The organism is Gemmatimonas sp. UBA7669, assembly GCF_002483225.1.
Lineage (GTDB): Bacteria > Gemmatimonadota > Gemmatimonadetes > Gemmatimonadales > Gemmatimonadaceae > Gemmatimonas.
Genome location: NZ_DLHL01000011.1, coordinates 403,890 through 429,541, shown reverse-complemented (window position 1 = coordinate 429,541; position 25,652 = coordinate 403,890). Strand labels below are relative to the sequence as shown.

The window sequence follows — 25,652 nt, the reverse complement described above, 5'->3', positions numbered from 1 at the left end:
ATAGTCGCCCCCTCCCGCGGTTCAGTTCAACGGAGGTTTGGCGTCGGCTGCGCGACGCAAAACCTCTATTTTGTTAGGTGCGCCAACGCAACCCTAGGACAACTAGGTCTTCGACTCATGGCTAGATGATCATGCTTGACTTGCCCGCAGGCAATCTTGGAGAGGCGATCAATATCGCTATCACCATAGTGGGTGCAGGCATCGTTACGCTGTTCACGGCCGGTAGAGCCGCTAGGCGCGCGGTAGCCGATGAACTGACCAAGCTTCGCAACGCAAGAGGGTTTGAACGCCGCGCTCGTTGGTACGAACGGGCCCGCAGAGAACTTCGAGCCCTTGGCGGTTACGGAGGTATGCTTATGAAGGCGACGGTAGATGTCGAGTATGGTGTGGGCGATGGCTTGGATTCGCCTCTCCATGAAGAGCACAAGCGTGCCGTAAGCACCGTGCAAGAACTAATTCTCGATGCGGTTGTGTACGCGACACCGGAGACGGTAGCCACACTAACACACTTGAACGAGGCGCTTGAAGAGCTGTCGCCTCAGCTCGTCATTCTGACGGGAGCGATCCAAGAAAATTCGGAGGCGTCGGCTATGGCGCTTGCGCTCAGCGAAGCGTTCGGAGACAATATTCCACCCGAAGCTAGGTCGCTTGCTGACGAGCGAGTAAAAGCTGGGCTGTGCGTATCAAGCATCCATGCAAGGATGACGCTTGCGATGCATCATGTTCTTCGTGAAACGAGGACGCTTCACGGCTATTCGGATATTGACGGTGAGCTCGACATTCCCGGAGGCGTAATTGTGGACGCAACTCTTGATCCAATCCCGCCCAGTGCATCTCGCTCTCGATCTAAGGTGTCGCGACGACGTCCGGGCACCTAACGGACCGCTGCTGCCGGCGGGCCAATTCGGTAGGCGGCGTGCGCGCGGCGCCCGCCCGCCGCAATTTGTTGTAGCTGCCCCGCGGCAGAGCGCTGGGCGTTAGGCAGAATCCCGTGGGAGCACCACTATGGTGACCCAGTTGATCTCACCAACATGCGAGGTGACGTGAAGAGGCTGCAACGCATCGTGCGCGGCGTGCTCGGGATGGCAATCACGTGGGGCGTCGCGTGGAGCATGCTGGCGTTTTCGATCCGCATCGCTCGCCACCTTACGCATCCAATCGAGCCCACGTGGGGTGACTTGTTGGTGAACAGTATCCTGCCTGCAAGCCGGTTTGGTCTCGTATATGGGGCCGCAATGGGTGCGCTGGTCGGTGTGTTGCTTGCGGCCACGTCCGTGCGCGTCAAATCAGTTCAGAGCCTCTCGATCCCACGGGTTGGCGCCTTGGGGGCCATTGTATCGGTTGTTGCGCACTTCGCCGTCACGGGACTCACGTACAGCGGCGTCGGACTTCTGTTGCTCTCGGGCGCGTTGGGTTTTGGTGTCTTATCCGGCACGGTCCTCGTTGCACGACGAGCGAAGACGCTCCCTGCCGCACCCGTATTCGGTGAGTTACCCTCTGCCTAACGTGCCGTTGCAGCTGACGGCGGCATTTCGGGTTGCGGCCATTGCTCGCTCCGTTCGCTGGCCGCATCGTTTCTGTAAGCCGCCGCCGCTGAACGCTGGGCGTTACACGGACTGAACCGGGAACCTCTTGCGCGCATGAATCGCCACCCTCTCGCTCTGCTCCTCCTTCTCGTTCTCGCGACGGCGTGCGCCAACGCTGATATCCGCGTTCAGCCCGTCGGTCGCATCACGCGGCACTACGTGGATTCCAGTCGCACCGACTGGGATGGCCGGGTCGGACGCCCATTAGTGACTCGCGTGTGGTACCCCGCGCGTGCCGGCAGCGAGGAATCCGCGTGGGCAGCAGGCGTGTTCCGCTTTGGGCGGAGCGCGCCAGACGCTCCGTTCGCCGACGATGCGCGGCGTCCGCTCATCGTGCTGTCACACGGCACGGGCGGGAGCGCTGCGCAACTGTCGTGGCTGGCCGAGGCGCTCGCAATTGAGGGCTTCATCGTCGCGGGGGTTGACCATCACGGTAATGCGGCGACCGAAGCGGCGTACCGACTTGGAGGCTTCGTACTTCCCGGCGAACGCGCCCGAGATCTCTCGGTGTTGGTGGATCTTCTTCTGGCGGACAGCCTTCTCGGGGCTCGTGTCGACACGAGCAGCATCGGAGCGGCCGGATTCTCGCTGGGCGGATTCTCTGTTCTCGCGCTCGCTGGAGCCCACCTGCCACCGGACGAATGGCAACGTCGATGCACGCTGGAGCCGAACGTTCCGTGGTGTGTGCTGCCCCCCGAGGCTCCCTTCACGCTGCGCGACATCGATTCGTTGCGACGCAGCGACGCGGCGTTTCAGGCTGCGGTATCTCGTGGCCGTGAGGTGACCCGGGATGCGCGCATCGCTGCCGTGTTCGCTATGGCACCGGCGCTCCTGCCGGTGACCGACACGCTCACCCTTCGCACAATCAGTGTGCCGGTGTACGTGCTTCTCGGTGATGACGACAAGCAGGTTCCACCGGAGATCACCACGAGCGTTGTCACCGCGCAGCTTCGAAGCGCACAGCTCTCACGATTGCCGGGGGTTTCGCACTACGCGTTCCTTGCGGAGTGTACGTGGCGCGGACGAATCTTCGCGCGTGCGTTATGCGCCTCGGACGGCGTCGATCGTGGTGAAGTACACGTGCGCGCAGCGCGTGAAGCGCTCACCTTCTTCCGCACGCATCTGCGGCGCGCCGACTGACGCGTAGATTCTCTCCGGCCGGTTGCTGCGGAATGCCCTGGGCGCAGCACGATGCCTCTTCAAGAGGCCGCAAAACCCCTGGTCCGATCCCGCGCCGTGTAACGACGCTTGCTGCCGACGAGCGCAGGTGCGGTAGCGGTTGGGGGGCCACTGCTCCACTTTATGAAAGGTCTGCAGCGGCCCCGCAACCGCATTTTGTGGGAACGCTCGCAGCAGAAGCACACCTTCGGCGGAGTCACAGGTCAACACATGGACAGCAGCTTTCGCCAATCGATACTCGTTGCCTTGTGTTTCGGCGCATCGATCGCGCTTACTCCCGCTCATGCACAAACCGCGGGCGACAACGCATCATCACGGGCGTTAGCACTTGGTTTCGCGGTTGACACGATGGTGGTGCCAGGAAGTTGGTGGGGCGTTGATCCGGCACGTGCGTCGTTACCGGATGTTGTCCGTGCTTGGCGCGACTACATATTGATGCGCCACGATGCCTCCCTTCGGTCCTCGTTCTGGTCCGACGCCGATCGCGCTCGAAGCACGGATCCTGATCCGCTCATGACCTCTGAGTCGTACCTCCTCGATGGTCGACCACTTCTCGTCGAAGCGGTACCCCTGGTCGCAGGTAGTTCAGACCGTTGGCTGCTCCGAACCGTTTACGTCGGTGGAGGTTCAACGGCTCGTCCGGGATTGTTTGGAATGGAGCGCAGCTACATCGTGAGAGAAGTCGACAAAGACGGCCGACACCGCTGGGTGCTCGCGAGTCCACTCCCTTTCGAAACGGCTGGATGGCGTCGAGTCCGTGTTGGTCTGATCGAATACGTGGTGCACCCGACACATCGCTTTGACGCAGCGCGCGCTCGCGGGACCGCGCAATGGGCTGAAGCGCTTCTGCGACGCTTCGGCATCACCGACAGATCACCGGTGACATACTATCAGGTGCCGGACCTGCAGGCAGGATTTCGGGTGCTGGGCCTTGAGTGGGTGCTCAGTGCTGATCGCGTCGGGGGTCGTGCCAGTCCGGATCGACGATTCGTCATTGCTGGTGACCCGCGCTACGGTGAAGCGTACCACCACGAACTCGTTCACGTGCTACTGCATCCATTGGTGCAGGAGCGCTCGGCGCTCGCGAGCGAAGGCATCGCGTATTGGCTCGGTGGCGCACGCGGCCTGACGTTTGTCGAAATGATGCGCAGTCTTGCCGTCTTCCTCTCCGATCGCCCTAACACTAAGCTCGCGGATGTCCTGTCGAATCAGGCTGACGGTGCGATCGGGAGTGCCACACTCCCGATGGTCGCGGCGCTGCTCGAATTGACGTACCGACGCAGTGGTGACGGTGGCGTTCTGCGCGTAATCGAGGCGCTCGGGGGCAAAGAGCCGACTATCACGGGTCTCGCCCGTGCACTCGACACTACTCCGCAGCAGTTGGAGGCTGACCTGGGAAGTCTAATTCAGAGCTTCGCGCGGTGATGCTCGCCGTTGGAATCATCGCCGCCGAACAGAGCATTGCCGCTGACAGCGCGATTCGGTGTGCGGCTGGCGGGCGCCGAGCTTGCGCCCGGCGCCCTTCCGGCCGCACTTATTTGTAGCGCTGCAGCAGAATGCTGTGCGTTACGCCGACGCGCGCGTATCCAGGGAGCTTCCGATGCTATCGACGCGTTGCGATCCGTGTGGTGTCGAGTACCCGGAGCGCGCCGAATCCTGTCCGGCGCAATTCAACCAAGCGCCTCTCCGAGCCGCCGTAGAACGGGCCGTAGCTGAAACCGCGTTCGGGGGGCATTCGTAGTGCGGGACATGACCTCTCATCCACGTATCGTCGGCCGTCGGTTCGTCGCACTGCTTGTTTCAGCAGCCATGCTCAGTGCCAGTGCAAGACTCACCGCGCAGACGCCGGTCGCCGACTCGGCTCTTACTCTCTGGCAGCAACGGAACAGCGCACTCGCGACATCGGCCTTCGCAGCGACGTGGCAGACGACACCGTCGGATTTCCGCCGCACATGGGACGCCGCGCTCGAGTCTGAACGCAGTGCGCTCGCGCAATACCGCGACCGCCTCACCGCGAGCCAGTTCGACGAGGAGCTGCTGCGCCTCCGCCTGCGGCACGCGTGGGGGCGGGTCCTGTGGCCATACTTCCACTGGCGTGAGAGCGACGCGACGGATGTGGTCCGCGACGTCGGACTGGACTCGCTCATCGGAACCCTGCCGCTCGACGACGATCGCTGGTGGGCGTTGCCGGAACACGGCGAGTTGCGAGGTGCGCTGGTGCACGAGCACGCGCGCACGCTACGCGCGCGCCGCCCGGCACTGCATAGCGGCGACGCGCAATGGCTTCGCGCCGAGTTCGCAGCGGCGCTGGAACTGTTCCGCAGTGAGTCGGCTCAGCGGCGTGTCACCACTGCACTGCTCCTCACGCACCTCGACGACAACAATGAACGTGGCGTTGACTCGGTCTATGCCCAGTGGGTCGCACTTCGCCCGGACTCGGCAACGCGCCAGCGTGTCGATTCATTGATCGCCGCCCACCACGCCGCGCGTGCTGGGCATGCGGTCGACACCTATCGACGGATCGACGACGTTCCACTAGAACTGCATATCTTGCGACCAACCGCCGGCGACACCAGCGGCATGCGTCCTGCCATGCTCTGGTTCCATGGCGGTTCAGGAACGTCGGGCAGTTGGAGCCACTCACCGGGCATCGTCCGCGAACTCAGGCGGCTCGGCCTCATCGTCGTGAGCGTGGAGTACCGCACTTCTAGCCGGTTCGACGCTGGCCCGATTGAACCGGCCGATGACGCACGCGCGGCATTCGAGTATGTCCAGCGCAATGCGGCCCGCCTTCGAATCGATCCCACACGGATCGGGGTCGCCGGCTTCTCGTCCGGCGCGGGCATCGCGCTCTGGCTCGGCACGCGCGGCCACTCCGTGCACGCGCTCGACACCGATGTCGCGCCGACCGAGCGTCGGTATCCGGCCGCTGTGATCACCAGCGGCGTGTGCGTGGATCCCGCTGGTCCTAAGGAGGACGGCTACTTCCGCAAACGTGTGAGTGCGCGCGCGCCGGTTCGGCTCTTCTCACCAATCGACCTCATCGCTGCCGGTCAGCCACGCACGCTGATGATTCACGCCGCGAAGGATGAGTATTGCGACTTTACCGACGCTGAACGGTTCAGTGTGATGTCGGCTGCGGTCGGGAATGACGTGAGGTTCGTGCCGGTACCCAATGCGACGCATTTCTTCGGTTTCTACGATCGATCCGGTCAAGCGATTATGCGCAGCGCGATTGAGGACGCGCTGGTTCAGTGGGGCTGGTTGCACCGCCAGTGATTCACAGTCCCCTGCGCCGTTTCTCAATATGCGCGGCTACAGCGACTGCGCCTCTTGTCCGTCTATTCAGGGCGGCATAACGAAGCTTGCTGCCGACGAGCGCGGGGTGCGGTAGCGGTTGTGGGTCCTCGGCATCATCTTCTGTAAGGTTTGCCGAGGCCCCACAACCGCATTCTATGGGAGCGCTCGCAGCAGAAGCACACGTTTGGCAGCTTCAACCTGACTGAAAGAGGGAACAATGGATTCATCAGAACAAGCGCTCTCGGAGCAAGTCTACGAGCTCAAGCAGCAGCTTCGGCGTACGCAAACGGTTGGATTACTCATGGGGCTGGGAACAGCCTTGGTGGCGCTTTCGGCATTCGTGGGTCAGGCTCCGACCTCGGACATTGTGCGCACTCGACAGCTCGTCATCGAAGACTCGGCCGGCCGAGATCGGATCGTGCTCGGCGCGCCAATGCGCGACAATTTCCAACGCATGTCTCCTTCGACCGGGATGGCGATCCGTGACTCGGCTGGCAACGAACGCTTTGGCCTCGGGCTGAATCAGCGTGGCGATATCGGCATGGGCTTTGACGCGCCTCCTTGCACCAGCCAGCCGTGCAACCCGGAGCGGATCAATATCACTGCTTCGAACACCGGCGGCGCTCAGATTCGCTTTCTCGATCGAGAGACCGGGGTCGCAGCGAGAATGGAGCTTGCCCCCGACGATCGCGTGTACCTTCGCTTCATGAAAGTGACGGATGATTCAATTCGGACGCGTAGCCTCAGTCTCTTGGGGGACACGGCTACCGCCGTGGCGCGACAGCGGTAGGTGTGCGCTGAACACCGACTCCGCGACGTACGATTCGCTGCCTCAGCTGCCTAACCTTGCGTAGCTGCAGGCAAACGCTACGAAGATCAACGTGGCGACCGCGGGGCGTTCGCTGTAACCTCACAGGATGGTGCGAACGCCCCGCTTGTTTCCGGTTGGGGGCGTTTGCTGCAGAACGTGAGCGTTACACACCCCACGGGTCTTGTGTGACCATGGAGGTCCTGCACGCCGCATCGGTGCTCGCTCGCCACCGGCCGACCGTCGTTGTCGCGGTGGCTGGCACGTCCGGGTCATGGAACACTCGGTGGGCGATGGGTTATTTGAGACAAGAGCTGTATCCGGTAGCGCGTGATCATTTTTCTTCGCTTCACATGCGCGTTCTCGTCGCCCTCGCATGCGCCGTCAGCGTCTCCGCCTGCAGTCTTGCCCCGCAGTTGAGCCCTCGCGCCCTGGGGTGCTACGCCGTGGAGCTGGACTCATTCCCCGCCGTCTTCCGTCACATGCTTGTGCCGCCGCCGCCGGACCTGGTGCGGCTGGACACAATCAATGGTGGCCAGCTCGAGGTGCCCACGGCCTGGCTGGAAGGTCAGGGGCTCAACACCCGGTCGGCCCTCCTTAGGCAGAGCCGTCCGGGGTGGCGCATTCAGGACGGGACCGTGCAACTCGAGCGCGTAGCGTTCTCCCTGCTGCCCCCTGACTCGCTGGTGCTCAGCTTCAGCGGAGGGGTCGCCAGCCTCACCGCCGTGCTGGGGGCCGACAGCACCGGGAACTGGCACGGCTGGGCGTTCTCCGTCAACAGCGCCTCGCCACGTGGCGAGCCACTCGTGCCCATGCGCCTGATCCGCCGCGACTGCGGGCGGACGCCACTCGGCATTTCGCGATAGCATCGGTCCACCCCGCGGCCATCTCCGCGTCTGCGCAACCGGTCCCTGCGCGAGGGTGCCGCCGCGGGCCGCCGGCTGGCGATGTCGTCGCGGCACACGCGCGCCACCGCCGTCGCGATCGGGGTGCGGCGTTGCTGGGGGTGTCCAACGATGCGTTGCTGCAGTCAAACGCTGCCAGCACTGGTGTGGCGAGCGCGGGGCGTTCGCGATAGCGTCAAGGGCCGGTGCGAACGCCTCGCTTGCATTGGCGTAGGCGTTTGCTGCAGAACGCGAGCGCTAGCTGGTATTCGCTTCCGATAGTCGGGAATCTACTATTGCCCAGTGCTTGACATTGGGCCGGCTGCCGCTAGACTCATTAGTAATCATAGCCCCCACGCCTCTTTAGGGTTCGCCCTAAATGCGCACCAGGGGGCTTGTTTCTTGTACCTACTTAGCTGCCAATGAGCCATACCGTAAGAGCATACGGAAAGCCGGCCAAGACCCCCTCTGACCTTGTCGCGCACATCCAGCGTAGAGGACTTGCAGTAACTGATGTGGCCGCCTGTGAGGCGGCCCTCTCTTTTGTAGGCTATTACCGGCTGCTCATTTATATGAGGCCGCTGCAGTTACTGCCGTCCAAAGCGTTCAAGGGTGGTACCAGCTTTGACGACGTTCTGGCGCTATACAACTTCGATCGAGAGTTGCGCCTGCTGTGTTTGGATGCAGTGGAAAAAGTTGAGGTTGCACTGCGAGCCGCCATTATCAACACGCTCGCTGTAGCCCACGGACCGCACTTTCATTGTGAGTCTGTCCACTACCAAGACTACGAAGCGTTCTCAGGCTTTCTGCGAATAGCGGCTGACGCGAAGTACCTTGCGATACATCACTACAAACAACGCTATAACTCGCCTCCGATTGCGCCCATCTGGGCGATCTCGGAGGCGATAACATACGGTGTGCTTTCTCGCCTGTACTCCGGGTTGCATCTAGACAATCGCAAACTCGTCGCAAAACAGTTTGGCTATGACGAAGCCATTTTGGTCTCATGGTTTCGATCGCTGAATGTGCTGCGTAACATGTGCGCGCACCATAACCGCCTCTGGAATGCTACCATCGAAGTCGATAAGCCAAGAATCGCCAAAGCGCTGAAAACTGAGTTCACAAATACCAATACTTTTCACGCGCGGGCCATCGTTCTCGTGGCTCTCTTGGCCGTGATTGATCCTACGTCCGACTGGAAACACCGGCTAAAGGCTTTAACGGCACGATACCCTGTTGTCAGCTCCTCAGCGATGGGATTCCCAAGCGGTTGGCAGGGCCGCGCGTTTTGGTCGTGACCACGAGGGAATGTGCCAGCTAACGTGCGTTGCAGCTGACAAAGCGGCCAATGCTGCCTGCCCTGGAGGCGGACTCCGAGTGGCCGCTTTGCAGCTGAACTTGGGCGCTAAGACCGCATTCCACCGCCATGTATTCCAACTGCCTCTTCTGTCCCTCATCACTCGGCAGGAACCGGGCGCTGGAGCACTTCCCGGTAGGCCGCCGGATCGCCTTCGACCTCGCGCGAGGCCGGATCTGGGCGGTGTGCCCGCGGTGCGGGCGATGGAACCTCTGTCCGTTCGACGAACGATGGGAGGCGCTCGACGATTGCGCGCGCCTTTCGGAGACGGCGCTGGTCCAGGAGGCCACGTCCGACATCTCGCTCTTGCGTCACCGCTCGGGACTGACGCTGATACAGGTTGGCCGACCGACGCTGGGCGAGCTCGTCAGTTGGCGATACGCTCGCAACCTCGTTCGACGGCGCAGGGGCTTCGTGGTGACCATGGCGGCGCTTGGTACCGTCAGTGCCGCGGGCCTGCTTGGTGTTGCGACAGGTGGCGGCGGCGCGTTCTCGCTTCTCGGGTCGTTTGCGGTTTTCCGTACTGTGTGGGAACTCTCACGACCCGTCATCGACGTGACTACGGCGGATGGGACCTGTCTGCAAGTCACCGCGCCGGCGGCCCGGGCGCTGTGCTTCGCCCCGGATGAGTCGGCGGGAGTCGCGCTCCGCGTCCGGACCAAGAATGTGGGCTTCCAAGACGTCTCAGGGCAGGACGTCGGCATCCTGCTTGCCCGGGCGATGCCTTACATCAACGAGACCGGCGGAACGGCGGATTCCGCGCTGTCAGCCGCCCAGGAGATCGCGGAGCGGGGAGGAACTGAGGGGTTCCTGAACTCCGTCGCCTCGGACGCGGCGCTTCACCGACGGTCGGTCCTCGGCCGTGGGTCTCAGGAGCGGAGAGTGGGCGCCATCTACAAGTTTCCCAAGAACCTGCAGCTGGGCCTCGAAGCCGCCAGCCAGATGCGCCAGGAAGACCTCGTGCTTTCCGGTGAGATGCGTTCCATACTCGCCGAGTGGCGTTCGGCGGAAGAAGTGGCCGAGATCGCCGACAACCTGCTGGAGCCTCCGGGATGGGATGACTTCAAGCGGACGCATCGGTCGGACAGAACACGATAGCTGCGGTCTAACCCGCGTTGGTGCGGACGGCGCTATGGGGAAGCAGCCGCAGGAGACGCCGGCTGGTGCACGCGCCCTCAGCCGCATTTGATTGTAGTGCCGCCGCACAACGCCAGTCGTTATACGGACCAAGCCTGCCGCATCGACATCGAATGGACTTCCAGCTCGCGCAACTCAACATCGGACGCTTGGTGGCCCCGCTCGAAGCGCCTGAGATTGCGGACTTCGTTGCCGCACTCGACGAGATCAACGCGCTTGCCGACGCCGCGCCCGGCTTCATCTGGCGCTTTCAGACCGAAACCGGCGACGCCACCGCCGTGCGGCCCTATGCCGACGACCGCATCATCGTCAACTTCTCCGTCTGGGAGTCGCTCGAGGCGCTGCACCAGTACGTCTATCGTAGCGGCCACGCGGAAGTTCTCGCGCGTCGACGGGAATGGTTCAGCCGGATGGCCGAGGCGTTTCTCGTACTCTGGTGGGTGCCCGCAGGCCACCGGCCTTCGCCTGAGGAAGCGGTCGCGCGCCTGGAGGATCTCCGCCGCGTCGGTCCCAGCCCCAACGCGTTCACGTTCAAACAGCCGTTTCCGCCCCCGTCCTCCTTTTGAGTCGGCTGCCTTTTCATGGAAGCGGCTGCAGCAGAAGCACACGTTAGCCTGTCACCTCCATGAAATACTTGATCCTGTTCCCTGTAGCGTTGGCGACTGCATGCGGCTCGGCGCGTCAAGCATTCCGCGCTCCAGACCAGTGCAATCGCCAGACCTTCCGCGATGCGGCGGTCTACGACTCCTCACAGTGGCGGGCGTTGGAAGGACACTTTCGGATCTTCCAGGTAGACACGGTGAACGGACGCGTTTCCGAAGTGGAGACTGTGCAACTCGCGGCGCCGGATAGCACTGCGCGGGCCCCCTTCGTAAGGCCACGCCGGAAGATTCGCCGCGGTGTTTTCGTGGCCGACTCTACGCCACTCCCGATCCCGCAACTCGTGGGGGTCGAACGCACGGCACCGTTCGTACAATTCGATCTGTCATGGAGACTCTACTCCGATCGGACGCTGGTACACGGATGTCCGATTACCTACCTGTGTTTCGATGATTCTCCGACACGGTACGCCATTACGCACGTATCCGGCACGGGCTTCTTCGGCGCATGGGACAATCCGATGAACGGGAACTACAGGCTCTACGATCCCAAGACCAATCGCATACTTCCTTCGCCATCGGGATACTTCTGCGCCGTCAGACGCTGAGCAACCGGGGAGATGGGTAACAGAGTAAACCGGCAACATGGGTAACACGTTCGAGCGGGTTACCCGCGAATGATGTAGTCCCGTTCGTCGAGCTTGGCCAAGAGGACGGTGTTGAAGAAGATGGACCAAATCCCATCATCGGTCTCTTCCAATCCAATGTGGTGATTGGTGAGCGACTGGGCGATGAACAGCAGTCGATGCTGGAAGCGGAACGTCCCTCCCGTGGTGATCTTCTTGACGAGGAAGTGTCCAGGGTACTCTTGGGCCGGGAGTCGTTTCGGGTACGGACGCGGCGAACTCGCGTAGTGTGTGGCCGGCGTCTCGCCGCCCAAGTACTCGTGCGGCCGTTCGGTGTTGTACTCGCGCCGGAAGGCGTCGAACGCGCGCTGCTGTGCCGCGGCATTGGCTCGCGGTGGGCGGATGGCTGCGCGCTTGAGGGTGCGGTGCATGCGCTCATGCGCACCGTTCTGTTGTGGTCGTCCAGGATGAATGCGTTGGTGCTGAATGCCGAGCCGCATCCACCAGACATTGAGCTGCGAGAGGCCGTGAATGCCGGTCGTGGCAAACGGCACCCCGTTGTCGGTGCGGATGGCCAAGGGCAATCCATACTCGCGGAAGGCGCGCTCGAAGAACGGTTTGACGCCGACGCCCTTGGTGGAGAGGAGCCCGCGACACGTGAGCAGGAAGCGCGTGTGCTGATCGGCAATCGTGAGGGGATAGCACCAGATGCCATCACGCGTCGTGAATTGGCCCTTGAAGTCGGCCGTCCACAGATCGTTGGGCGTCGTCGTCACGGGCGCCACCACCCCCGGGTGTTGATGTGGGCGCCGACGCCGACGCTTGACCACCAAACCGCGGCGCGCGAGCAAATCCCCCGCCGTACTCGTCGCCGGCCATTCGATGTCTGGATGCCGGGCGGCAAGCCAGTCGAGCAGCTTCGCTGGCCCCCAGTCCGGATGCTTCTTTCGCGCCTGACACAGATGCTCCGCCACGACGTCGCTGAGGCGATGCGGACAGGTGTGGGGCGCTCGACTCCGATCCGCCAGCCCGCGCCGTCCGCCGTCGGCGAACCGCTCGAGCCACTTGTAGCCGGTCTTGCGACTGATCCCATAGCGAGCGCAGAGCTCGGACATGGAATAGAAGCCCTCCTGATAGTCTTCGATGAACTGCTGGCGCTGCTCCACCGGTGCGGTCTCCAACCACGGCATCGTCGCTCCTCGCGGGGTACGAAGCGAAGATGCAGTTTGAATGGAGTGTTACCCATGCTGCCGGTTTGTTCTGTTACCTATCTACCCGGTTTGTACCGGTGAGTGTTCGAACGTGCCGTCTCACCCAGTGTTGCAGCAGACGAGCGGGCTATTCTGCGTTCGCTTCGCTCGCTCTATTTCATCCGCTCGCAGCTGAACACAAAGCGTTAAGCGTACCTACCCGACTTCCGCGATAACCAATGATCAGAAAGGACTGGACCCTGCTGTTCAGCGATTACGACCTGCGCTCAGTGCTAGACGATCAGCTGAAGGGCGTCGCTGAGCGTGTCCGCACGATCCCTGAGTCCGGATTCGCGTCGCGCACTGATGAAGACCTCGCCGCAATGACAGCTTCCGAACTCGTCGTAAGACCCATCTTGCTTCATGACGACCAAATCGAAGTGTCCACGCGCGACGTCAAGATCGACGTCAGCCACGACTTCAATCGCGCCCACAACCCGTGGGGACCAACGATCGTTGATGGACTTGAGGTCTGCTACCATCTCCCATTCAGCGGAGACCCTCAAGTATTAAGATGCCGGCCAAGCACATATACACTGAATGGTGCGCGGGCTGTGATTGGCAAAGACGAGTTACGGTTCCCGTACGATTCTCCGGGTCGCGACGTCGCCGCAACAAAAAAGTGGTTTGACGAAGATCTCACCAGGCTGAAGGAGTGGCTTGGTTGGGTTGACGCGCAGGTTGCGGAGTACAACCGCCAGCTTGAGCCCGCGGTTCGAGCGGCCGTAGCGGCCCGGCGCAGCGAGATCGAGAAGTCTCGGGCCGACGTTGAGGCGCTCGGCTTCAAGATACGCACCTCCACTTCTGGACCGTCTGCTCCCGCAACGGATCCAAGTACGGCCAAGGAGAAGCGGAGTGCGCGCCGCACGGCGGCTCGTCGAAAGTACGATGTCGCGCTCTCGTTCGCCGGAGAAGACCGCGAGTACGTTGAAAAGGTCGCAGATGCTCTACGCGAGGCCGGCGTGGACGTGTTCTACGACCGATACGAGCAGACAAATCTTTGGGGCAAGGATCTCGCCGAGCACTTTGGACACGTCTATGGACAAGACGCGAGCTTTGTCGTCATGTTCTCTTCACGACACTACGCCGCCAAAGCTTGGCCCAATCACGAGAAGAGCCATGCCCTCGCAACCCACCTCAAGGGCGTGGGCGGCAGGATGCTACCCGTGCGCTTCGACGATACGGACATTCCTGGAGTCCCCGGTACAATCGGTTACCTTGACCTCAGAGTGCTAACGCCCGAACAGCTGGCGGAGCTGGTTCGGCAGAAGATTGACGCCGATGCGCCTGACACATGACGACGCTTGCTGCTGACGGCCACGTTGTTGATGCAGCCGTTGCGCAGCCGCATCTTAGTGGGGTTTCCGCAGCAGAAGCGAACTTTATACCGACCTGAGAGAGATTCGTGTCGCGACTAGTTGTGCCTACAATGGGCCCCAGCGACTGGCGCCGCCTGCTTGCGAATCCGGCGACGCAGTGGCGACAGACTAAGTCCGCATTCGAGGCTGCCGTCGCGTGGGAAGCAGCTCGCGGGTCGGAGCGCGGCATCCCGCCTGCGGTCGCGGCCACCCTTGATGCAGAGCCAATATTCAGTGGCGCATCGCTTCTGCTGGGCATCCCCGAGCATCAGGTCGAGCTGGAAGGCGGCGGGCACGCATCGCAAACTGACTTCTGGGCCCTCTTTGCAACAAAGTCCGGAGTTGTGTCCGTGGCAGTCGAGGCGAAGGCCGGTGAGCCCTTTGACCGCCCAGTCGCTGAGTGGCTCGCCGATGCCTCGGAGAAGAGCGGTAAGCCCGCGCGGCTCGCCCAGCTGTGCAACATCCTTGAAATCAGCAGACAGGATACGGAGAGCCTCCGCTACCAGCTGATGCATCGGCCTGTCGCCGCGATTCTTGAAGCCGTGCGCTTCCAAGTCCCGCGTGCGCTGTTCCTGGTGCACGCATTTGGCGACAACGACGCATCGCTTGGCGACTACCAGCGCTGGGCTCGCTATCTCGGCGTCGAAGCCGACGCCAACCGTGTCCACCACGTCGGCCTTCGCTTCGGGATCGATTTCTGGATTGGCTGGGTCGGTGTGGCGCCGGCCGACGATCAGACTGTGCGCGCGGCGGTATAACGACGCTTGATGCTGACAGCCGCAGGTGCGGATTGGGTTGGGCGGGGCATCCATGATGGCCTAAGTCGGTTGCGGACGCCCTGCCAAACCCTTCTTGTCGGAGCGGCCGCAGCAGAAGCATACGCTATGCTGACCATTCACCATGGAAGCGGTATCTAGGACATGAGAGTACGCGACCTTCTGATGCGTACCGTACTGCTTTTCAGCTTGACGGTAGCGACCGCTGAGGCACAGCCAGCGCGATCACGTCCGTTCGGATGACAGAAATGCCGCTGACACTTTGGCGCGGCGATCAGCTGCTTGGCGAACTGCGAACGCGGGCGCCGGACCCGCATGAGCCTCCCCGCCGTCCAGACAGACCGCAAACACTGTCGGCAATCCTCGTAGCCGCACCGCACGCGCAGCCTATGGGCGTGTGGCAAGTACAGCTGCCTCTTCCAGGATCGTCCTCAATCCACCAGTATCCCGTTGAGCCGGACATCGTTGCCGAGCGATCGCGCCATGGTCCCGGCCGCGAGGTAAATACCGGCCACGTCGTGCTCCAGCCGATGTCTCCAGAGGAAGCCAAGGGGGTTCCTCGCGACGTCCAACTCACCGTGCAGGATGCCGGCGGGCGAGTGCATCTCCCGCTGCAGATCCGACTGCAGGAGCTGCGATATGAGCCCGAGCACGACGAGATCGCCTTGCGCGAGGTTCCCGCAGAGGCCCTGATGGACGGCAGCATTTGGTGGGCCATCGTCGTGTTCGCATCGGAGATCGACATGCCTGCCACATCGCTACCCTGTAGCTGACATAGCGGCACAAGGTGCGCCTTCGCCGCTGGAGCCACCCCATACCGGGTCTGGCACGAGCTAGGGAACACCGGCTCGCAAGGTCAGGTACAAGGCGCTTACCTGGTTGTGGGGGACGGCGCGACGCTGGTCCTGCAGGTTCCGTTTGGCATCCGTGAATACCTGTCAGGGCGGGCCGAACTGGCGGGGCCGGTGATCGAGCCGTATGCTCTACGCGAAGGCGATCAGCCCGATTGAAATTCCCAGCCCGCGCACGATCCCGACGACGTGCTCGGCGTGACTCGAACGCCGCAGTGTGATGGAGAATCGCAAGTGATGACGCACCGTACGAACTTCCTGGTCGCTGTCATGGTCACATGTCTGAGCACGCTCGGCGCCGCGCCTGTCCACGCGCAAGAGCAAGAGCAGGAGCAAGCGTCCCCGTCGCCGGGTCGTCCTGGCCGCGTGGACATCACGAGCGTGGACAGCATCACCGGAGTGCCGCTTGCGGGCGCGAGCGTACGTCTCGTGTCGGTACTCGATACGACACGCGTGCACGACGCCACGCTCGATGCGCGCGGACGCGCACGGGTGGACAACCTGCCGGCCGGGCCGTGGGTGCTCACGGCGCGTCACGCACGTCTCGACACACTCGGTGTGGGCAGCGTGGCGGTGCCGTTCACCGTGCGGGCCGGGCGTGGCGTGACCGTGCGCGCGGCGGTGCCGTCGGTGAACACCCTCGTGGCGCGCGTGTGCGGAAGCGCGGCCATTCCGGGCACCGGCTATCTGTTCGGCACCGTGCGGCGCGCCGTGCCGACCAGCGCGCCGCCGCGCGCGGCAGCGACGGTCAGCGAGCTGCCGCCCAGCGCCGGGCAGGTGACGGCGCAGTGGCTCGACCTGCGCATCGAGGAGGGGCGTGTCGAACGCACCATCGTGACCACCGACGTGCCGGTCGGTGACAACGGCCGCTACGTGGTGTGCGGCGTGCCCACTGAGACCACCGTCCGGCTGCGCGCGCTGGGAGCCGACGCGGCGAGCGGCGTGGCCACGTTCACGTCGTCGGCCACCGCCATTGCGCCGCGCGATCTGGTGCTGGGGCGTGCGGACGCGGTCGCGGCCACCTCGAGCGGCCCGCGGGCGCCGGAAGACAGCGGCGTCGTGGACATCGTGCTGCGTGGCGAGGGTGGGGTGCGCGGCACCGTGCAGACAGACGACGGACGTCCGCTTGCCAACGCCATGGTCGGGTTGGGTTCGACCGGCCTTGAAACGCGTACCGACAGTGCGGGGCGCTTCGTGCTGACGGCCACACCCACCGGCACCTGGACGCTTGATGTGCGCGCGCTGGGTTACGCGCCGCAGCAGCAGTCGGTAGACCTCGTGCCCGGCGACACCGTGGCGCAGGTGGTGGCGATGGCGCGTGCAGAGGTCATGGATACGGTGCGGGTGCGTGCGAACGCGATTCTGCGCACTGCGCTCGGGCGCAATCTCGCGGCCTTTGAAGAGCGACAGCGCATGGGCATCGGCCGGTTCGTTGGGCCTGCCGACCTGGAAGAGATGGTGCTGTTCCGCTTCACTGACGTGCTGCGCGAGATGCCGGGTGTGCGGCTCGAGATGCGCGGTAGGAGTACTGATCGCGTGATCACGATGCGCGGCACTCGGGGCGGGTGCGTGCCCACCGTGTTCGTTGACCGAATGCGCATGCCCGGCACCGAGGCGCTCGACAGCTTCATCCTGCCGGACAACGTGGCGGCGGTCGAGGTGTACCAGACCGGCTTCGTCCCGGCAGAGTTCCAGGACATCTTCAGCGGCTGCGGCACGATTGTGGTGTGGACGGGTCCGCGGCGGTGAGGGGGAGGCTGCTGCGAATGCGGCAGAGGTTGGCGTTCGTGTACTGCGTGGTCGCCGTGCTCGCGGCATGCAAAACGGACGCTCCCACCGAGAACTCCCCGGTCGATACGCCCGCGCCCGCGCCTGTAACAGACCGCGAAGGAATTCCTGTTTCGACGCCGGCTGCCGAGGGCATCAGCGACTCCGCGCTCAAGGTCTTGATCGCCAACGCGTCGGCGGAGCGCAGCGAAGGCGTAGTCATCCTGCGAAACGGCAAGGTCGTGTATGAGAACTACTTTGGTCGCATCGACGCGCCGATCATGGCGATGTCAGCGAGCAAGTCGTTCGTTGGCCTGGCGTTCGGATTCCTGCTCGCGGATCGCAAGCTCGCCTCGCTCGATGAACCGGTGGTGAAGCAGTTGCCGACGTTCGCCGACGCCGATCCGCGCAAGGCGAGCATCACGTACCGCCACCTGCTGTCACATACTTCCGGCCTCGATCCGACGCGGGACATGGGCGACATCGAAGCCAAGGCCATCGTGTCGCGCACGCTCTTCGCGCCGGGGACCGGATGGCAGTACAACAACGCGGGCGTCGATCTCCTCGCGCTGTTGGCGGGGCGTCTGGCGGGCAAGCCGATGGACCAGTACCTGAATGAGAAGCTGTTTGTCCCCATGGGCATCACGAGCGTCAGTTGGGTGCGTGATCTGCACGGCGTTCCCCTTGGCGCCGGCGAGATGCGGATTCGGCCGCTCGACCTGGCGAAGGTCGGACAGGCGATTCTCGATGGTGGTCAGTGGCAGGGAAAGCAGGTGATCCCGCTGGATTGGATGGCCGCGTCCGCCGCGGCGTCGACGACCTTTGCGCCGGAGTACGGGCTGCTTTGGTGGCGCCTCGTGAACTACACCGCGATCGGCATCACGTCGGACCTGCTGACCCAGTGGCGATCCATGGGCGCGCCCGATTCGACGATGGCGAAACTGCAACCGCTCGTGGCTGAGTCATACACGGCGCCGAGCGCGTACTACGCCGCGATGGCAGCGCGACTGACGCCAGCGGAGTACACCGCATTCATGAAGTGGCTCGGCGCCACCAATCACATGCCGTACTTTCGCGTCCTGGGCACGACTCCGTCGCTCGGCATTTCCGCGCAAGGGTGGCTTGGACAGTACCTCACGATCTTTCCGGAAAAGGGGCTGGTCGCGGTGCGCATGCGCCGAGCGCTCGCGGAAGACTACACGTCACCGACCGAGCAGTTTGGCTATCGCGCATTCCCATCGAACGTCTTCAGGCTCGTGCCCTAGGCGTCCAGCTTCAGTAGATGGAGCACTGCGCATACACGCCGCACGCTCATCGCAGCTTCCTCCACACCAGGATGAATATGCGACACCTGGTCGTCCCGCCGTACTTTGCGGGAACGGTCGCACCCGTATGGACCTCAAGGGCCGCGATCTCTTCGGGCAGCACGAGATTCGGATCGGATCCTACCACCGGGACGCCGTCAAGAATGAGGCACCGAGCGCCGCGGAATCTCGGGCCGGGTAGCCGTCTGTCGAGTACATCGGCCAACGGGGTGCCAGGAAACTCCTGAAATACCGTCGAGTCCATGAAGCTCCCGAGTCCGATCTTCTTGCGTTCCTCATACTCTGCCATCCGCGCGGCCCGCATCCCGCCGGTGGCTTCGACCTTTACCGTTTCGAGTTGCTGCGTGGTCGGCGTGAGCATGAGGTCCGCTTCGGCGGTATCGGACTGCGCAATATCGATTGCAAACAGCAGTGAGTCGTAGCCGACGGCGCGGACGAGCGCGATGTGCTTGCCTGCCGGCAATTGCGTGAGACGGATGTTGCCAAGCGAATCGCTCCTCGCGGTGCGCTCGAGCCCGGGCAGCAGAATACTCGCCTCAGCGATTGGTCGTTCGGTGCGCGCGTCGAGGATGCGCGCAGTGAACAGGGATGTCGCCGCCGGTGTCTGTGCGCAAAGCGGCGCGGCCAGGCCTGCACATAGTGCCATCAGGAATGCACCTCGCCAGCTCATTGTCGCCTCTTGTCGTAAGGAGTGTACTGCACCCGGTAACTGGTCATGGAACTGCAACGGAGCGGGAATACAGTCGAACCCAGGAAATTCTCGAGTCTGAACTACTTCCGGTCTTCATACGCCCGGATTGGACATCAGATCGGGTTGCTCGATTCTAGACTCGCGACCGATGGCGTCAAGAGCACCGAGGGGCGGGCTTGGGCGCGCTCCCTGATTGAAACTCCCCCAGCAGAAGCCAGCGTTGGACGGCCCGGAACTTTGCCATGTTCGGGGCAGTACTGGGTGCGAGAATCGTCCACTGCAATCCGCATCATTCTTCTCGCCTGAAACTGCCATGCCACGACTGCCGTCCATGTTTCGCCGCATTCCCACGACGCTGGCTATCGCGAGCATGCTCTCCGCGTGCGGAGGCGACACGCCAACAGAGACGAATGTGCTGGCGGGGAGCTATCGCGCGACCACCTTCCGTGTCACGCCATCCGGACAGGCCGCGACTGACGTGCTCGCGCAAAGCGGCTCCCTGACGATCACGATCGGCACGGACAATGCAACCAGCGGTTCACTCGTTCTCCCGGCCAGTGTCACGGGCGGGACGGCCCTGACGGAGAACATGGCCGGTACGGCCGTGCGCACGGGCAATGCTGTGCAGTTTCAGCAGGCGGCGGATACGTTTGTTCGCGACCTGACGTGGACGGTGAGTGGCAATGCGCTGACCGTGGCGGATCAGACGGTGGGGAGCGCGCGCTTTGCGATCACACTGACACGGCAGTAGCCTCAGTGAACGAAGATTCAACCGTATTCCTGTCTGTCGAGGCTGCCCGCGAGGTGCTGGCGCGTGCGACGGTACTTGACGCTGCGCGACATGAGTCGATCTCGCTTGTGCGACTGCGCGACGCTGCGCAAGAGGCGGGAATCGGAGTCGACGCACTCGATCGCGCAGTTGCCGAGGTGATCGAGCGCTCGGGCGACCAGGAGCGTGCCCCGCTCTGGGTCCGACGAAAGCTGTTTGGTGTGGTTGATCGCGCCGGAGCCATGGTCTTCTACTGGCTGTTCGTCCTGATGACACTGGGGGTACCAGTGTATCTGTTGGTTGCCCCGGGGCGCGCCACGCTTGCTCAAAGACTGACAGCGGCGATCGTTATGGGGATCATCACCACGTACATGACCTGGAGTACCGCGCGTGCAATCCGATGGGCAGACCGGCACGGTTGGGACAAGATCTGACAATCCGTTCACCATGCACCTATCACGTCGGGGCTAACGCTGCTTGCTGCAGCGGGACGACGTTTCGGAAGCGCGCTACGCGCGCTTCTTGATTGAGCGTCCGCTGCAGAAGCCGGTATTTTCGCGTCCAAACCACAACTTCCATTGCTCCGAGGATCATGACCTGGCGATACGACGACCCGCGATGGGCGCGACTTGACCATACCTTCGTGCTTCTGACGTCCGCACTCTTCGTTGCGAGCGTACTCGCCTGGCAAGGGGTTCCGGTGTTCGGCGGTGAGCCTCCGTTTCGGTCACTCGGCTCAGTGTTTCTCTCGGGAGCCATGTTGCTCCAGGCGGTCGCCGCACACTTTTCCCGAAGGCGCATGTACGTGGTAACTACAGCTTGTTGGCCACTCTCAATGGTGGGCCTATGGTTCAGCGCAACGACTCGCTAACGGCGGGCCGCTGTAGAAGGCCCGCTGCGGACGATGCCCCAAGCGCGTACCTTCATGGGAGCGCCGCAGCAAAGCGTTGCGCGTTGTGCACTATGCAGCGAATCACGCGAGGTGGAGTATGATGCAGAGAATCCGCGCTATTGTTCGCGATACGGCGAAAGTTTGCTCGTGTGTCTGTTCGGGCACCGCTCTCTTGCTTGTGGGCTGTCGGGATCTCTTGGGACCGAACCGCGAGGTGATGGTCGAGGTGCAGGGACACTATGTCGCCGGTTTCGAGTCGAGCGGCTTCGCGCCGTGCAATTCCGAACGCGGATGGTGGGTTGAGTCGACGGACGCTGTGCCAGAGTTCAGACGGTTTCTTTCCACCCTTCCACCTGTACAAGGACCGTACGTCATTGGCACGTACCCGCCGCCAGTGTTTGTGCGCTGGCGGGGAGTCAGGAGCCGCAAGGGCGAGTACGGTCACCTTGGTGCGATGCCCTACAAGTTCGAGCCACGCGCACTCGTCTTTGTTCGAGCCAAAGGGGAGAACGACTGCGCGAGCAGCTCGCAGCGATAGCGAGAAGGGCAAGGTTTCAAACATGTCCCGAATTGTGCGATTCTGTTCCGTCCTAACCGTAACAGCGGTTGGCGCATGCGGCGGGTCTCGTGACGACGCGCCATCCGCGCGGGTGGCGTCGCGTGGGGCGCTCCGGGAAGAGGCCGTGGGTTGCTGGCAGTTGTTCAATCAATTTGGTACATCGCCACCGGATGCTTATTGGGCTCCCACCTTCGTGCAGCTCGATACCGTGCTGGCTGGGACTGCTCACGGCGTCGGTGTTCGACTCGCACATCGATTCGATGAGAAGTGGGCGGCGTTGCCGCTGAACATGGAACCAGAAATCAACGGACTAAACACCTGGCAATCTGACAGCGGGAGTGATTCTATTCGCATCGGTTTCAACAACATGTTCAGTGGATCGGAGTTCGTCATGTCGTTGCGTTCTCGTGCAGCGGGGGGCGACACGATGCGAGGCCATCACGCGCAGTTCTCGGATGATATGCGCGATCCATTCAGAAGGTTGGGCGCCGCGTACGCGGTACGTGTCGAGTGCCGCGGGCATCGCGGTGTGTGACGGTGCGGCGCTGCTCCCCGTATCGTGGGGGATCCGACGTTCGACTCTCGCGCAAGAGCGCGCGGGCCGTACACATACGACCGGGCTGATGCTCGGCTATGGGACGGAAACCAACGTGGTCACGACTCAGCCAGGCGTACCCAGCAGCGCCAACGAGCACGTGGTCGGCCAAGGCCTCACACTCGGCTATGGCTTCACACGGCAATGGGCGGCGTACATCAATGCAGGCTGGGGCGGTTTCCAGACGACGGGGGGGAACCGAACAGGCGTCGGCTCGGTGGATATTGGGGCGCGCTACCATGCACCGACCGTCTTTCGCGTCATCACCCCGTTCCTACAAGGCGGTCTCTCAAGCCGCACGTTGAGTCGTGATCGTCTTGAGGCATCTACCGGACGTGTGGAGGACGGTATGTCGTGGCGCACGCTGGCGGCGTTTGGCTTCGGCGCGAACGTCCATGTCACGCGTAGCCTCGCGCTTACCGGCATGTCCACGTGGGGCGCGATGTCCGGCGGAATCGCAAGTCCGCGTCTGCACGTGGGTGTCACACTCCTGCCGGGTGCTTGGCGACGCGGAACTGTGGATCTGGTTGACCGTGCGATGAGCCGCCTTTCGACCTTTTCGCGCGTACATAGGTGAAGCGACACTCACCCGGTGCCCATGCCCATGTTTCCACGAATCCGATCTCACCTGCCGTTCGGCCGCTTCCTGCTACTCTGCGCGGTACTGTTCGGCTGCGATGCCACTGCCGAGGACAACTCCAACCGGCAGGGCGATGGGACCGGCGATGCCGCATTCAGTGACTCCATGGGCATGCGCGCGGGCAAGGGGTCAGGGAGATCGGTGAGGCCCACCACGCCGCTGCCACCCGATGCACTCATGCTGCAGCGCGTGAGCATCGATGACCCCGGCGTGATCGCGGCCATGCCGGCGATGTCGGTACTTGTGCCCATGGGCTGGCGCAGTACGGGCGGCGTCATTGCGGGATCCGGCCCCTGCAGCGCGCCGTACTCGGTGAACTGGCAGGCCACCTCTCCCGATGGACGGTCGACCATCTTGATCTTCCCCACCGAGGTGTGGGCGACGTCGAACACTGCAGGGAGCGGTGATTGCATGCCCGCCTCCTTCGCCAGTGCGCGCGAATATCTCGAAGCGCGCGTACAGCGCGCCTATCAGGGCGTCCGCATCATGGACTATCGCGAGCGTCCGGACTACGCGAGTTCCGCCGCTGACTACGCGCAGCGCACGCAGCAGATGATCAATTCGATGGGGCTGTCGATGCGGGTGCGTGCCGACGGCGGTGAAATTCTGTTTGCCTACACGCAGGACGGCGAGGAGATGCGGGGCGTGGCCGGTGTGTCGGCCGTGTTCTTTGCGTCGCAACTGCCGAATCCGATGGGTGGCACGCCGCTGATGTCCTCCTCAGGTGAAACGCTCGGCTCGTTCGCGGCGTCGGCGCCCGAAGGCCAACTGGACTTCGCCCTCGTCGAAGCCGCGCGTCGTTCGATCGTGCCGAACGGTGCGTGGCTGGAGCGACTCTTCGCGTTGCAGCAGCAGCTTGGTGCGGCCGCCGTTCAGGGCACGCGCGAACGTGCTGCCATCATCGTGGCTGGCGGTGCAGCCGCCACCAAGTCCAACATCGAAAGTTTCCAGCGCATGTCCGGGTTTGATCGCGCCACCAGCGGCTCGGGTGGCGGCGAACTGTATCCCGGGGAGTCCACAGACGATCGCATGCAGCGCCGCAGTCTCGAGGCGATCCGCGGTGTGGACACCTATATGGATCCCGTCAGCAATAGCCCCGTGCAACTCGATCACACCTACGGTAACGCGTGGCGTGTCCACGGGCAGGACGCGTACATCCTGACCAAGAATCCCAACTTCAATCCCGGCCAATACGGCATCGAGGCGACGCAAATGAAGGTGATCCCATGACCTCGCGGAGCATTCGCGGCTGACCGGATGTCATGCAATACAGCGCCGCGCGTGATCAACGCGGTGTCATCAACGCGGTGAGCGCCGCCTTCCACTCCGCGCCTGACTGACGGCTGCTGCGCATATCGCCGCCGTCATCCGGCGCGCTGTACTCGGGAAGATTTCCCGGTCGTGCGAATGAGAGGCGATAGGTCTCAGACCCGATGCGGAGCTTCATGCCGCCGCCGAAATAGTACCAGGGAAACGTTGCGCTGGTGAGCTCACTGAGTGCCGCGTCTAGCAGTCTGGCGCCATCACGCGTCTCGAACACGATCCGCCCATTCGTCAGCGTCAGCTCTCCAGCAACACTTCGCGTCAACCCCGAGAGAAGCCATGCCGGCGAACGAATGGCACGTGGATCGTGATGCGCCGTCATCCACCCTCCACGAGCCGGGCCAGCTTCCCGAGCGACTCTTCCCAGCCGCGCTCCGTTTGGAGTGTCGTTGTGATACGCCTCTCCGCCGTGATGGCAGGATGTTTCGCTTCCAACCAGAGTCGTTCCATGACGAAGGATATGTCGTCCGGAATCCTTCACTGCGGTATCCCGTCTCGGGATCCAGTGAGGATAGGAATTTCAGAAGGGGGTCGGTCGAGTATACGGTGTTCCCACCGACCGCGCGAGCACCGGCTGGCGGGCGGCGGCCTACCTGCACTCGTCGTGGCCGTCGTGCTCCTGTACAAACATCGGCCGAGTCGCCGCCGAGTCGTCGACTACGGCGCGCCGATGCGCCCGGTGACGGTGATGGGCGCCGGCACTGAGGTGGCGGACTGTCCGATCTGCACCTCCCGCGGCCGACGAATGCGCTGCGTGCCGGTGAAGCGGAACGTCGCCGTAAATGGGTTGAGCGATGTCACGGTGATCGAGCCGTCGTCGAGGAAAAAGGTATCCTCATGATCGGCACCTACGGGAATGATGAGGCGTGCCTGAAGGCTGGTGGCCGATGGCACGGTACCTTCGCGATGCACGCGATAGGTCCCGGTCTCCAGGCGACCGAACACGTTCATGGTGAGTTGCGATGACGACGCCAATGTCGTAATCGACTGAACAAGCACGACCGGAGTGAGGTCGACCACGTACTCCCGACCGTTCACAGTCTCACGATAGGCCACCAATTGGGTGGGTAGCGACAACGTCGTGCCGGTCAGCTCCATCGTCGTGCTGCCTGCCGTGGACAGCGTGAACGCGGCGCCGGCCTGCGGTATGGTGGGGCCGCTGTCGTTGCATGCCAGTGAGATTGCCAGCAGTGCGAGCAGGCTGAGGCGTATGTAGGTGCGGGTCATTGTAGGCAGGGAACGGGAATGAAGGGATGTCGTGGCGAACACCACTGGCGGCATCCGGCGGATGCGGAATGTTCCCATAGTTCGCATTGTCGTGCGCAGGTGCTGCATCTGTTGGATCAACGGCCATGAGGGCGTGACAGATGGCTTGGCGCA

At 63.0% G+C, this 25,652-nt stretch carries 23 protein-coding genes; 19 read left to right on the top strand and 4 right to left on the bottom strand.

What is annotated here, in order from left to right; genetic code table 11:
* The first annotated feature begins 125 nt into the window (after positions 1-125).
* From B2747_RS04325 to B2747_RS04285, 9 genes are all read left to right on the top strand, one after another.
* Positions 126-878: a hypothetical protein gene (locus B2747_RS04325; protein ID WP_291157208.1), complete on the top strand. Its 753-nt coding sequence runs from the start codon at positions 126-128 to the stop codon at positions 876-878.
* A gap of 762 nt (positions 879-1,640) precedes the next feature.
* On the top strand, positions 1,641-2,726 hold the full coding sequence (locus tag B2747_RS04320) for an alpha/beta hydrolase family protein (RefSeq protein WP_291157206.1): 1,086 nt from the start codon (positions 1,641-1,643) through the stop codon (positions 2,724-2,726).
* A gap of 162 nt (positions 2,727-2,888) precedes the next feature.
* Entirely contained in the window at positions 2,889-4,190 is a 1,302-nt protein-coding gene (locus tag B2747_RS04315) for a hypothetical protein (RefSeq protein ID WP_291157204.1), read from the top strand.
* Between the two features lie 324 nt (positions 4,191-4,514).
* Positions 4,515-6,044: an alpha/beta hydrolase gene (locus B2747_RS04310; RefSeq protein WP_291157203.1), complete on the top strand. Its 1,530-nt coding sequence runs from the start codon at positions 4,515-4,517 to the stop codon at positions 6,042-6,044.
* A gap of 238 nt (positions 6,045-6,282) precedes the next feature.
* Positions 6,283-6,855, top strand: a complete 573-nt coding sequence (locus tag B2747_RS04305) for a hypothetical protein (RefSeq protein ID WP_291157202.1) — start codon at positions 6,283-6,285, stop codon at positions 6,853-6,855.
* Positions 6,856-7,355: 500 nt separating this feature from the next.
* Positions 7,356-7,739, top strand: a complete 384-nt coding sequence (locus B2747_RS04300; protein ID WP_291157201.1) for a hypothetical protein — start codon at positions 7,356-7,358, stop codon at positions 7,737-7,739.
* Between the two features lie 440 nt (positions 7,740-8,179).
* Entirely contained in the window at positions 8,180-9,055 is an 876-nt protein-coding gene (locus B2747_RS04295) for an Abi family protein (RefSeq protein ID WP_291157200.1), read from the top strand.
* Between the two features lie 128 nt (positions 9,056-9,183).
* Positions 9,184-10,212 carry a hypothetical protein gene (locus tag B2747_RS04290; protein WP_291157198.1) on the top strand — a complete coding sequence of 343 codons (1,029 nt, stop codon included), beginning with the start codon at positions 9,184-9,186 and terminating at the stop codon, positions 10,210-10,212.
* Positions 10,213-10,364: 152 nt separating this feature from the next.
* Complete coding sequence (locus B2747_RS04285) at positions 10,365-10,817, top strand: DUF3291 domain-containing protein (RefSeq protein WP_291157197.1); 453 nt, start codon at positions 10,365-10,367, stop codon at positions 10,815-10,817.
* Positions 10,818-11,517: 700 nt separating this feature from the next.
* On the opposite strand, the gene B2747_RS04280 is transcribed toward B2747_RS04285, so the two are convergent.
* On the bottom strand, positions 11,518-12,666 hold the full coding sequence (locus B2747_RS04280; RefSeq protein WP_291157196.1) for an IS481 family transposase: 1,149 nt from the start codon (positions 12,664-12,666) through the stop codon (positions 11,518-11,520).
* Between the two features lie 239 nt (positions 12,667-12,905).
* Here B2747_RS04280 and B2747_RS04275 point away from each other — a divergent pair, with 239 nt between their 5' ends.
* The 5 genes from B2747_RS04275 (at position 12,906) to B2747_RS04255 (ending at position 18,743) form a co-directional block, all read left to right on the top strand.
* Entirely contained in the window at positions 12,906-14,024 is a 1,119-nt protein-coding gene (locus tag B2747_RS04275; RefSeq protein ID WP_291157195.1) for a toll/interleukin-1 receptor domain-containing protein, read from the top strand.
* Positions 14,025-14,155: 131 nt separating this feature from the next.
* Positions 14,156-14,842 (top strand): DUF6946 family protein, encoded by a 687-nt coding sequence (locus tag B2747_RS04270; RefSeq protein ID WP_291157193.1) that lies wholly within the window; start codon positions 14,156-14,158, stop codon positions 14,840-14,842.
* A gap of 266 nt (positions 14,843-15,108) precedes the next feature.
* Positions 15,109-15,633, top strand: coding sequence for a hypothetical protein (locus B2747_RS04265; RefSeq protein WP_291157192.1), 525 nt, complete (start codon positions 15,109-15,111; stop codon positions 15,631-15,633).
* A 444-nt stretch (positions 15,634-16,077) separates the two neighbouring features.
* The gene (locus tag B2747_RS04260) at positions 16,078-17,460 is read left to right on the top strand and encodes a carboxypeptidase regulatory-like domain-containing protein (protein ID WP_291157190.1); all 1,383 of its coding nucleotides are present in this window, start codon (positions 16,078-16,080) and stop codon (positions 17,458-17,460) included.
* Between the two features lie 47 nt (positions 17,461-17,507).
* The gene (locus B2747_RS04255; RefSeq protein ID WP_291157188.1) at positions 17,508-18,743 is read left to right on the top strand and encodes a serine hydrolase domain-containing protein; all 1,236 of its coding nucleotides are present in this window, start codon (positions 17,508-17,510) and stop codon (positions 18,741-18,743) included.
* Between the two features lie 46 nt (positions 18,744-18,789).
* On the opposite strand, the gene B2747_RS04250 is transcribed toward B2747_RS04255, so the two are convergent.
* Positions 18,790-19,473, bottom strand: a complete 684-nt coding sequence (locus B2747_RS04250) for a carboxypeptidase-like regulatory domain-containing protein (RefSeq protein ID WP_291157186.1) — start codon at positions 19,471-19,473, stop codon at positions 18,790-18,792.
* A 334-nt stretch (positions 19,474-19,807) separates the two neighbouring features.
* Between B2747_RS04250 and B2747_RS04245 the strand changes: the two genes are divergently transcribed.
* From B2747_RS04245 to B2747_RS04225, 5 genes are all read left to right on the top strand, one after another.
* Positions 19,808-20,245 carry a hypothetical protein gene (locus B2747_RS04245; RefSeq protein ID WP_291157184.1) on the top strand — a complete coding sequence of 146 codons (438 nt, stop codon included), beginning with the start codon at positions 19,808-19,810 and terminating at the stop codon, positions 20,243-20,245.
* Between the two features lie 5 nt (positions 20,246-20,250).
* Positions 20,251-20,697 carry a hypothetical protein gene (locus B2747_RS04240; protein WP_291157182.1) on the top strand — a complete coding sequence of 149 codons (447 nt, stop codon included), beginning with the start codon at positions 20,251-20,253 and terminating at the stop codon, positions 20,695-20,697.
* A gap of 1,210 nt (positions 20,698-21,907) precedes the next feature.
* A complete protein-coding gene (locus B2747_RS04235; protein ID WP_291157180.1) occupies positions 21,908-22,249 on the top strand; it encodes a hypothetical protein in 342 nt (113 codons plus the stop codon).
* 88 nt (positions 22,250-22,337) lie between these two features.
* Positions 22,338-22,886 carry a hypothetical protein gene (locus B2747_RS04230; protein WP_291157178.1) on the top strand — a complete coding sequence of 183 codons (549 nt, stop codon included), beginning with the start codon at positions 22,338-22,340 and terminating at the stop codon, positions 22,884-22,886.
* Positions 22,887-22,913: 27 nt separating this feature from the next.
* Entirely contained in the window at positions 22,914-24,179 is a 1,266-nt protein-coding gene (locus tag B2747_RS04225) for a hypothetical protein (protein ID WP_291157177.1), read from the top strand.
* 55 nt (positions 24,180-24,234) lie between these two features.
* Here the strand turns inward: B2747_RS04225 and B2747_RS04220 are convergent, their stop codons facing one another.
* Positions 24,235-24,594 carry a hypothetical protein gene (locus B2747_RS04220; protein ID WP_291157175.1) on the bottom strand — a complete coding sequence of 120 codons (360 nt, stop codon included), beginning with the start codon at positions 24,592-24,594 and terminating at the stop codon, positions 24,235-24,237.
* 335 nt (positions 24,595-24,929) lie between these two features.
* Complete coding sequence (locus B2747_RS04215; protein ID WP_291157173.1) at positions 24,930-25,607, bottom strand: hypothetical protein; 678 nt, start codon at positions 25,605-25,607, stop codon at positions 24,930-24,932.
* Positions 25,608-25,652 lie beyond the last annotated feature (45 nt).

Bases quoted from the DNA above. Each gene is read 5' to 3' on its own strand.
- B2747_RS04325 (WP_291157208.1), top strand. From the start codon at position 126: ATGATCATGCTTGACTTGCCCGCAGGCAATCTTGGAGAGGCGATCAAT.
- B2747_RS04320 (WP_291157206.1), top strand. From the start codon at position 1,641: ATGAATCGCCACCCTCTCGCTCTGCTCCTCCTTCTCGTTCTCGCGACG.
- B2747_RS04315 (WP_291157204.1), top strand. From the start codon at position 2,889: ATGAAAGGTCTGCAGCGGCCCCGCAACCGCATTTTGTGGGAACGCTCG.
- B2747_RS04310 (WP_291157203.1), top strand. From the start codon at position 4,515: ATGACCTCTCATCCACGTATCGTCGGCCGTCGGTTCGTCGCACTGCTT.
- B2747_RS04305 (WP_291157202.1), top strand. From the start codon at position 6,283: ATGGATTCATCAGAACAAGCGCTCTCGGAGCAAGTCTACGAGCTCAAG.
- B2747_RS04300 (WP_291157201.1), top strand. From the start codon at position 7,356: ATGCTTGTGCCGCCGCCGCCGGACCTGGTGCGGCTGGACACAATCAAT.
- B2747_RS04295 (WP_291157200.1), top strand. From the start codon at position 8,180: ATGAGCCATACCGTAAGAGCATACGGAAAGCCGGCCAAGACCCCCTCT.
- B2747_RS04290 (WP_291157198.1), top strand. From the start codon at position 9,184: ATGTATTCCAACTGCCTCTTCTGTCCCTCATCACTCGGCAGGAACCGG.
- B2747_RS04285 (WP_291157197.1), top strand. From the start codon at position 10,365: ATGGACTTCCAGCTCGCGCAACTCAACATCGGACGCTTGGTGGCCCCG.
- B2747_RS04280 (WP_291157196.1), bottom strand. From the start codon at position 12,666: ATGCCGTGGTTGGAGACCGCACCGGTGGAGCAGCGCCAGCAGTTCATC.
- B2747_RS04275 (WP_291157195.1), top strand. From the start codon at position 12,906: ATGATCAGAAAGGACTGGACCCTGCTGTTCAGCGATTACGACCTGCGC.
- B2747_RS04270 (WP_291157193.1), top strand. From the start codon at position 14,156: ATGGGCCCCAGCGACTGGCGCCGCCTGCTTGCGAATCCGGCGACGCAG.
- B2747_RS04265 (WP_291157192.1), top strand. From the start codon at position 15,109: ATGCCGCTGACACTTTGGCGCGGCGATCAGCTGCTTGGCGAACTGCGA.
- B2747_RS04250 (WP_291157186.1), bottom strand. From the start codon at position 19,473: ATGAGCTGGCGAGGTGCATTCCTGATGGCACTATGTGCAGGCCTGGCC.
- B2747_RS04245 (WP_291157184.1), top strand. From the start codon at position 19,808: ATGCCACGACTGCCGTCCATGTTTCGCCGCATTCCCACGACGCTGGCT.
- B2747_RS04230 (WP_291157178.1), top strand. From the start codon at position 22,338: ATGCTCGGCTATGGGACGGAAACCAACGTGGTCACGACTCAGCCAGGC.
- B2747_RS04225 (WP_291157177.1), top strand. From the start codon at position 22,914: ATGTTTCCACGAATCCGATCTCACCTGCCGTTCGGCCGCTTCCTGCTA.
- B2747_RS04220 (WP_291157175.1), bottom strand. From the start codon at position 24,594: ATGACGGCGCATCACGATCCACGTGCCATTCGTTCGCCGGCATGGCTT.
- B2747_RS04215 (WP_291157173.1), bottom strand. From the start codon at position 25,607: ATGCAGCACCTGCGCACGACAATGCGAACTATGGGAACATTCCGCATC.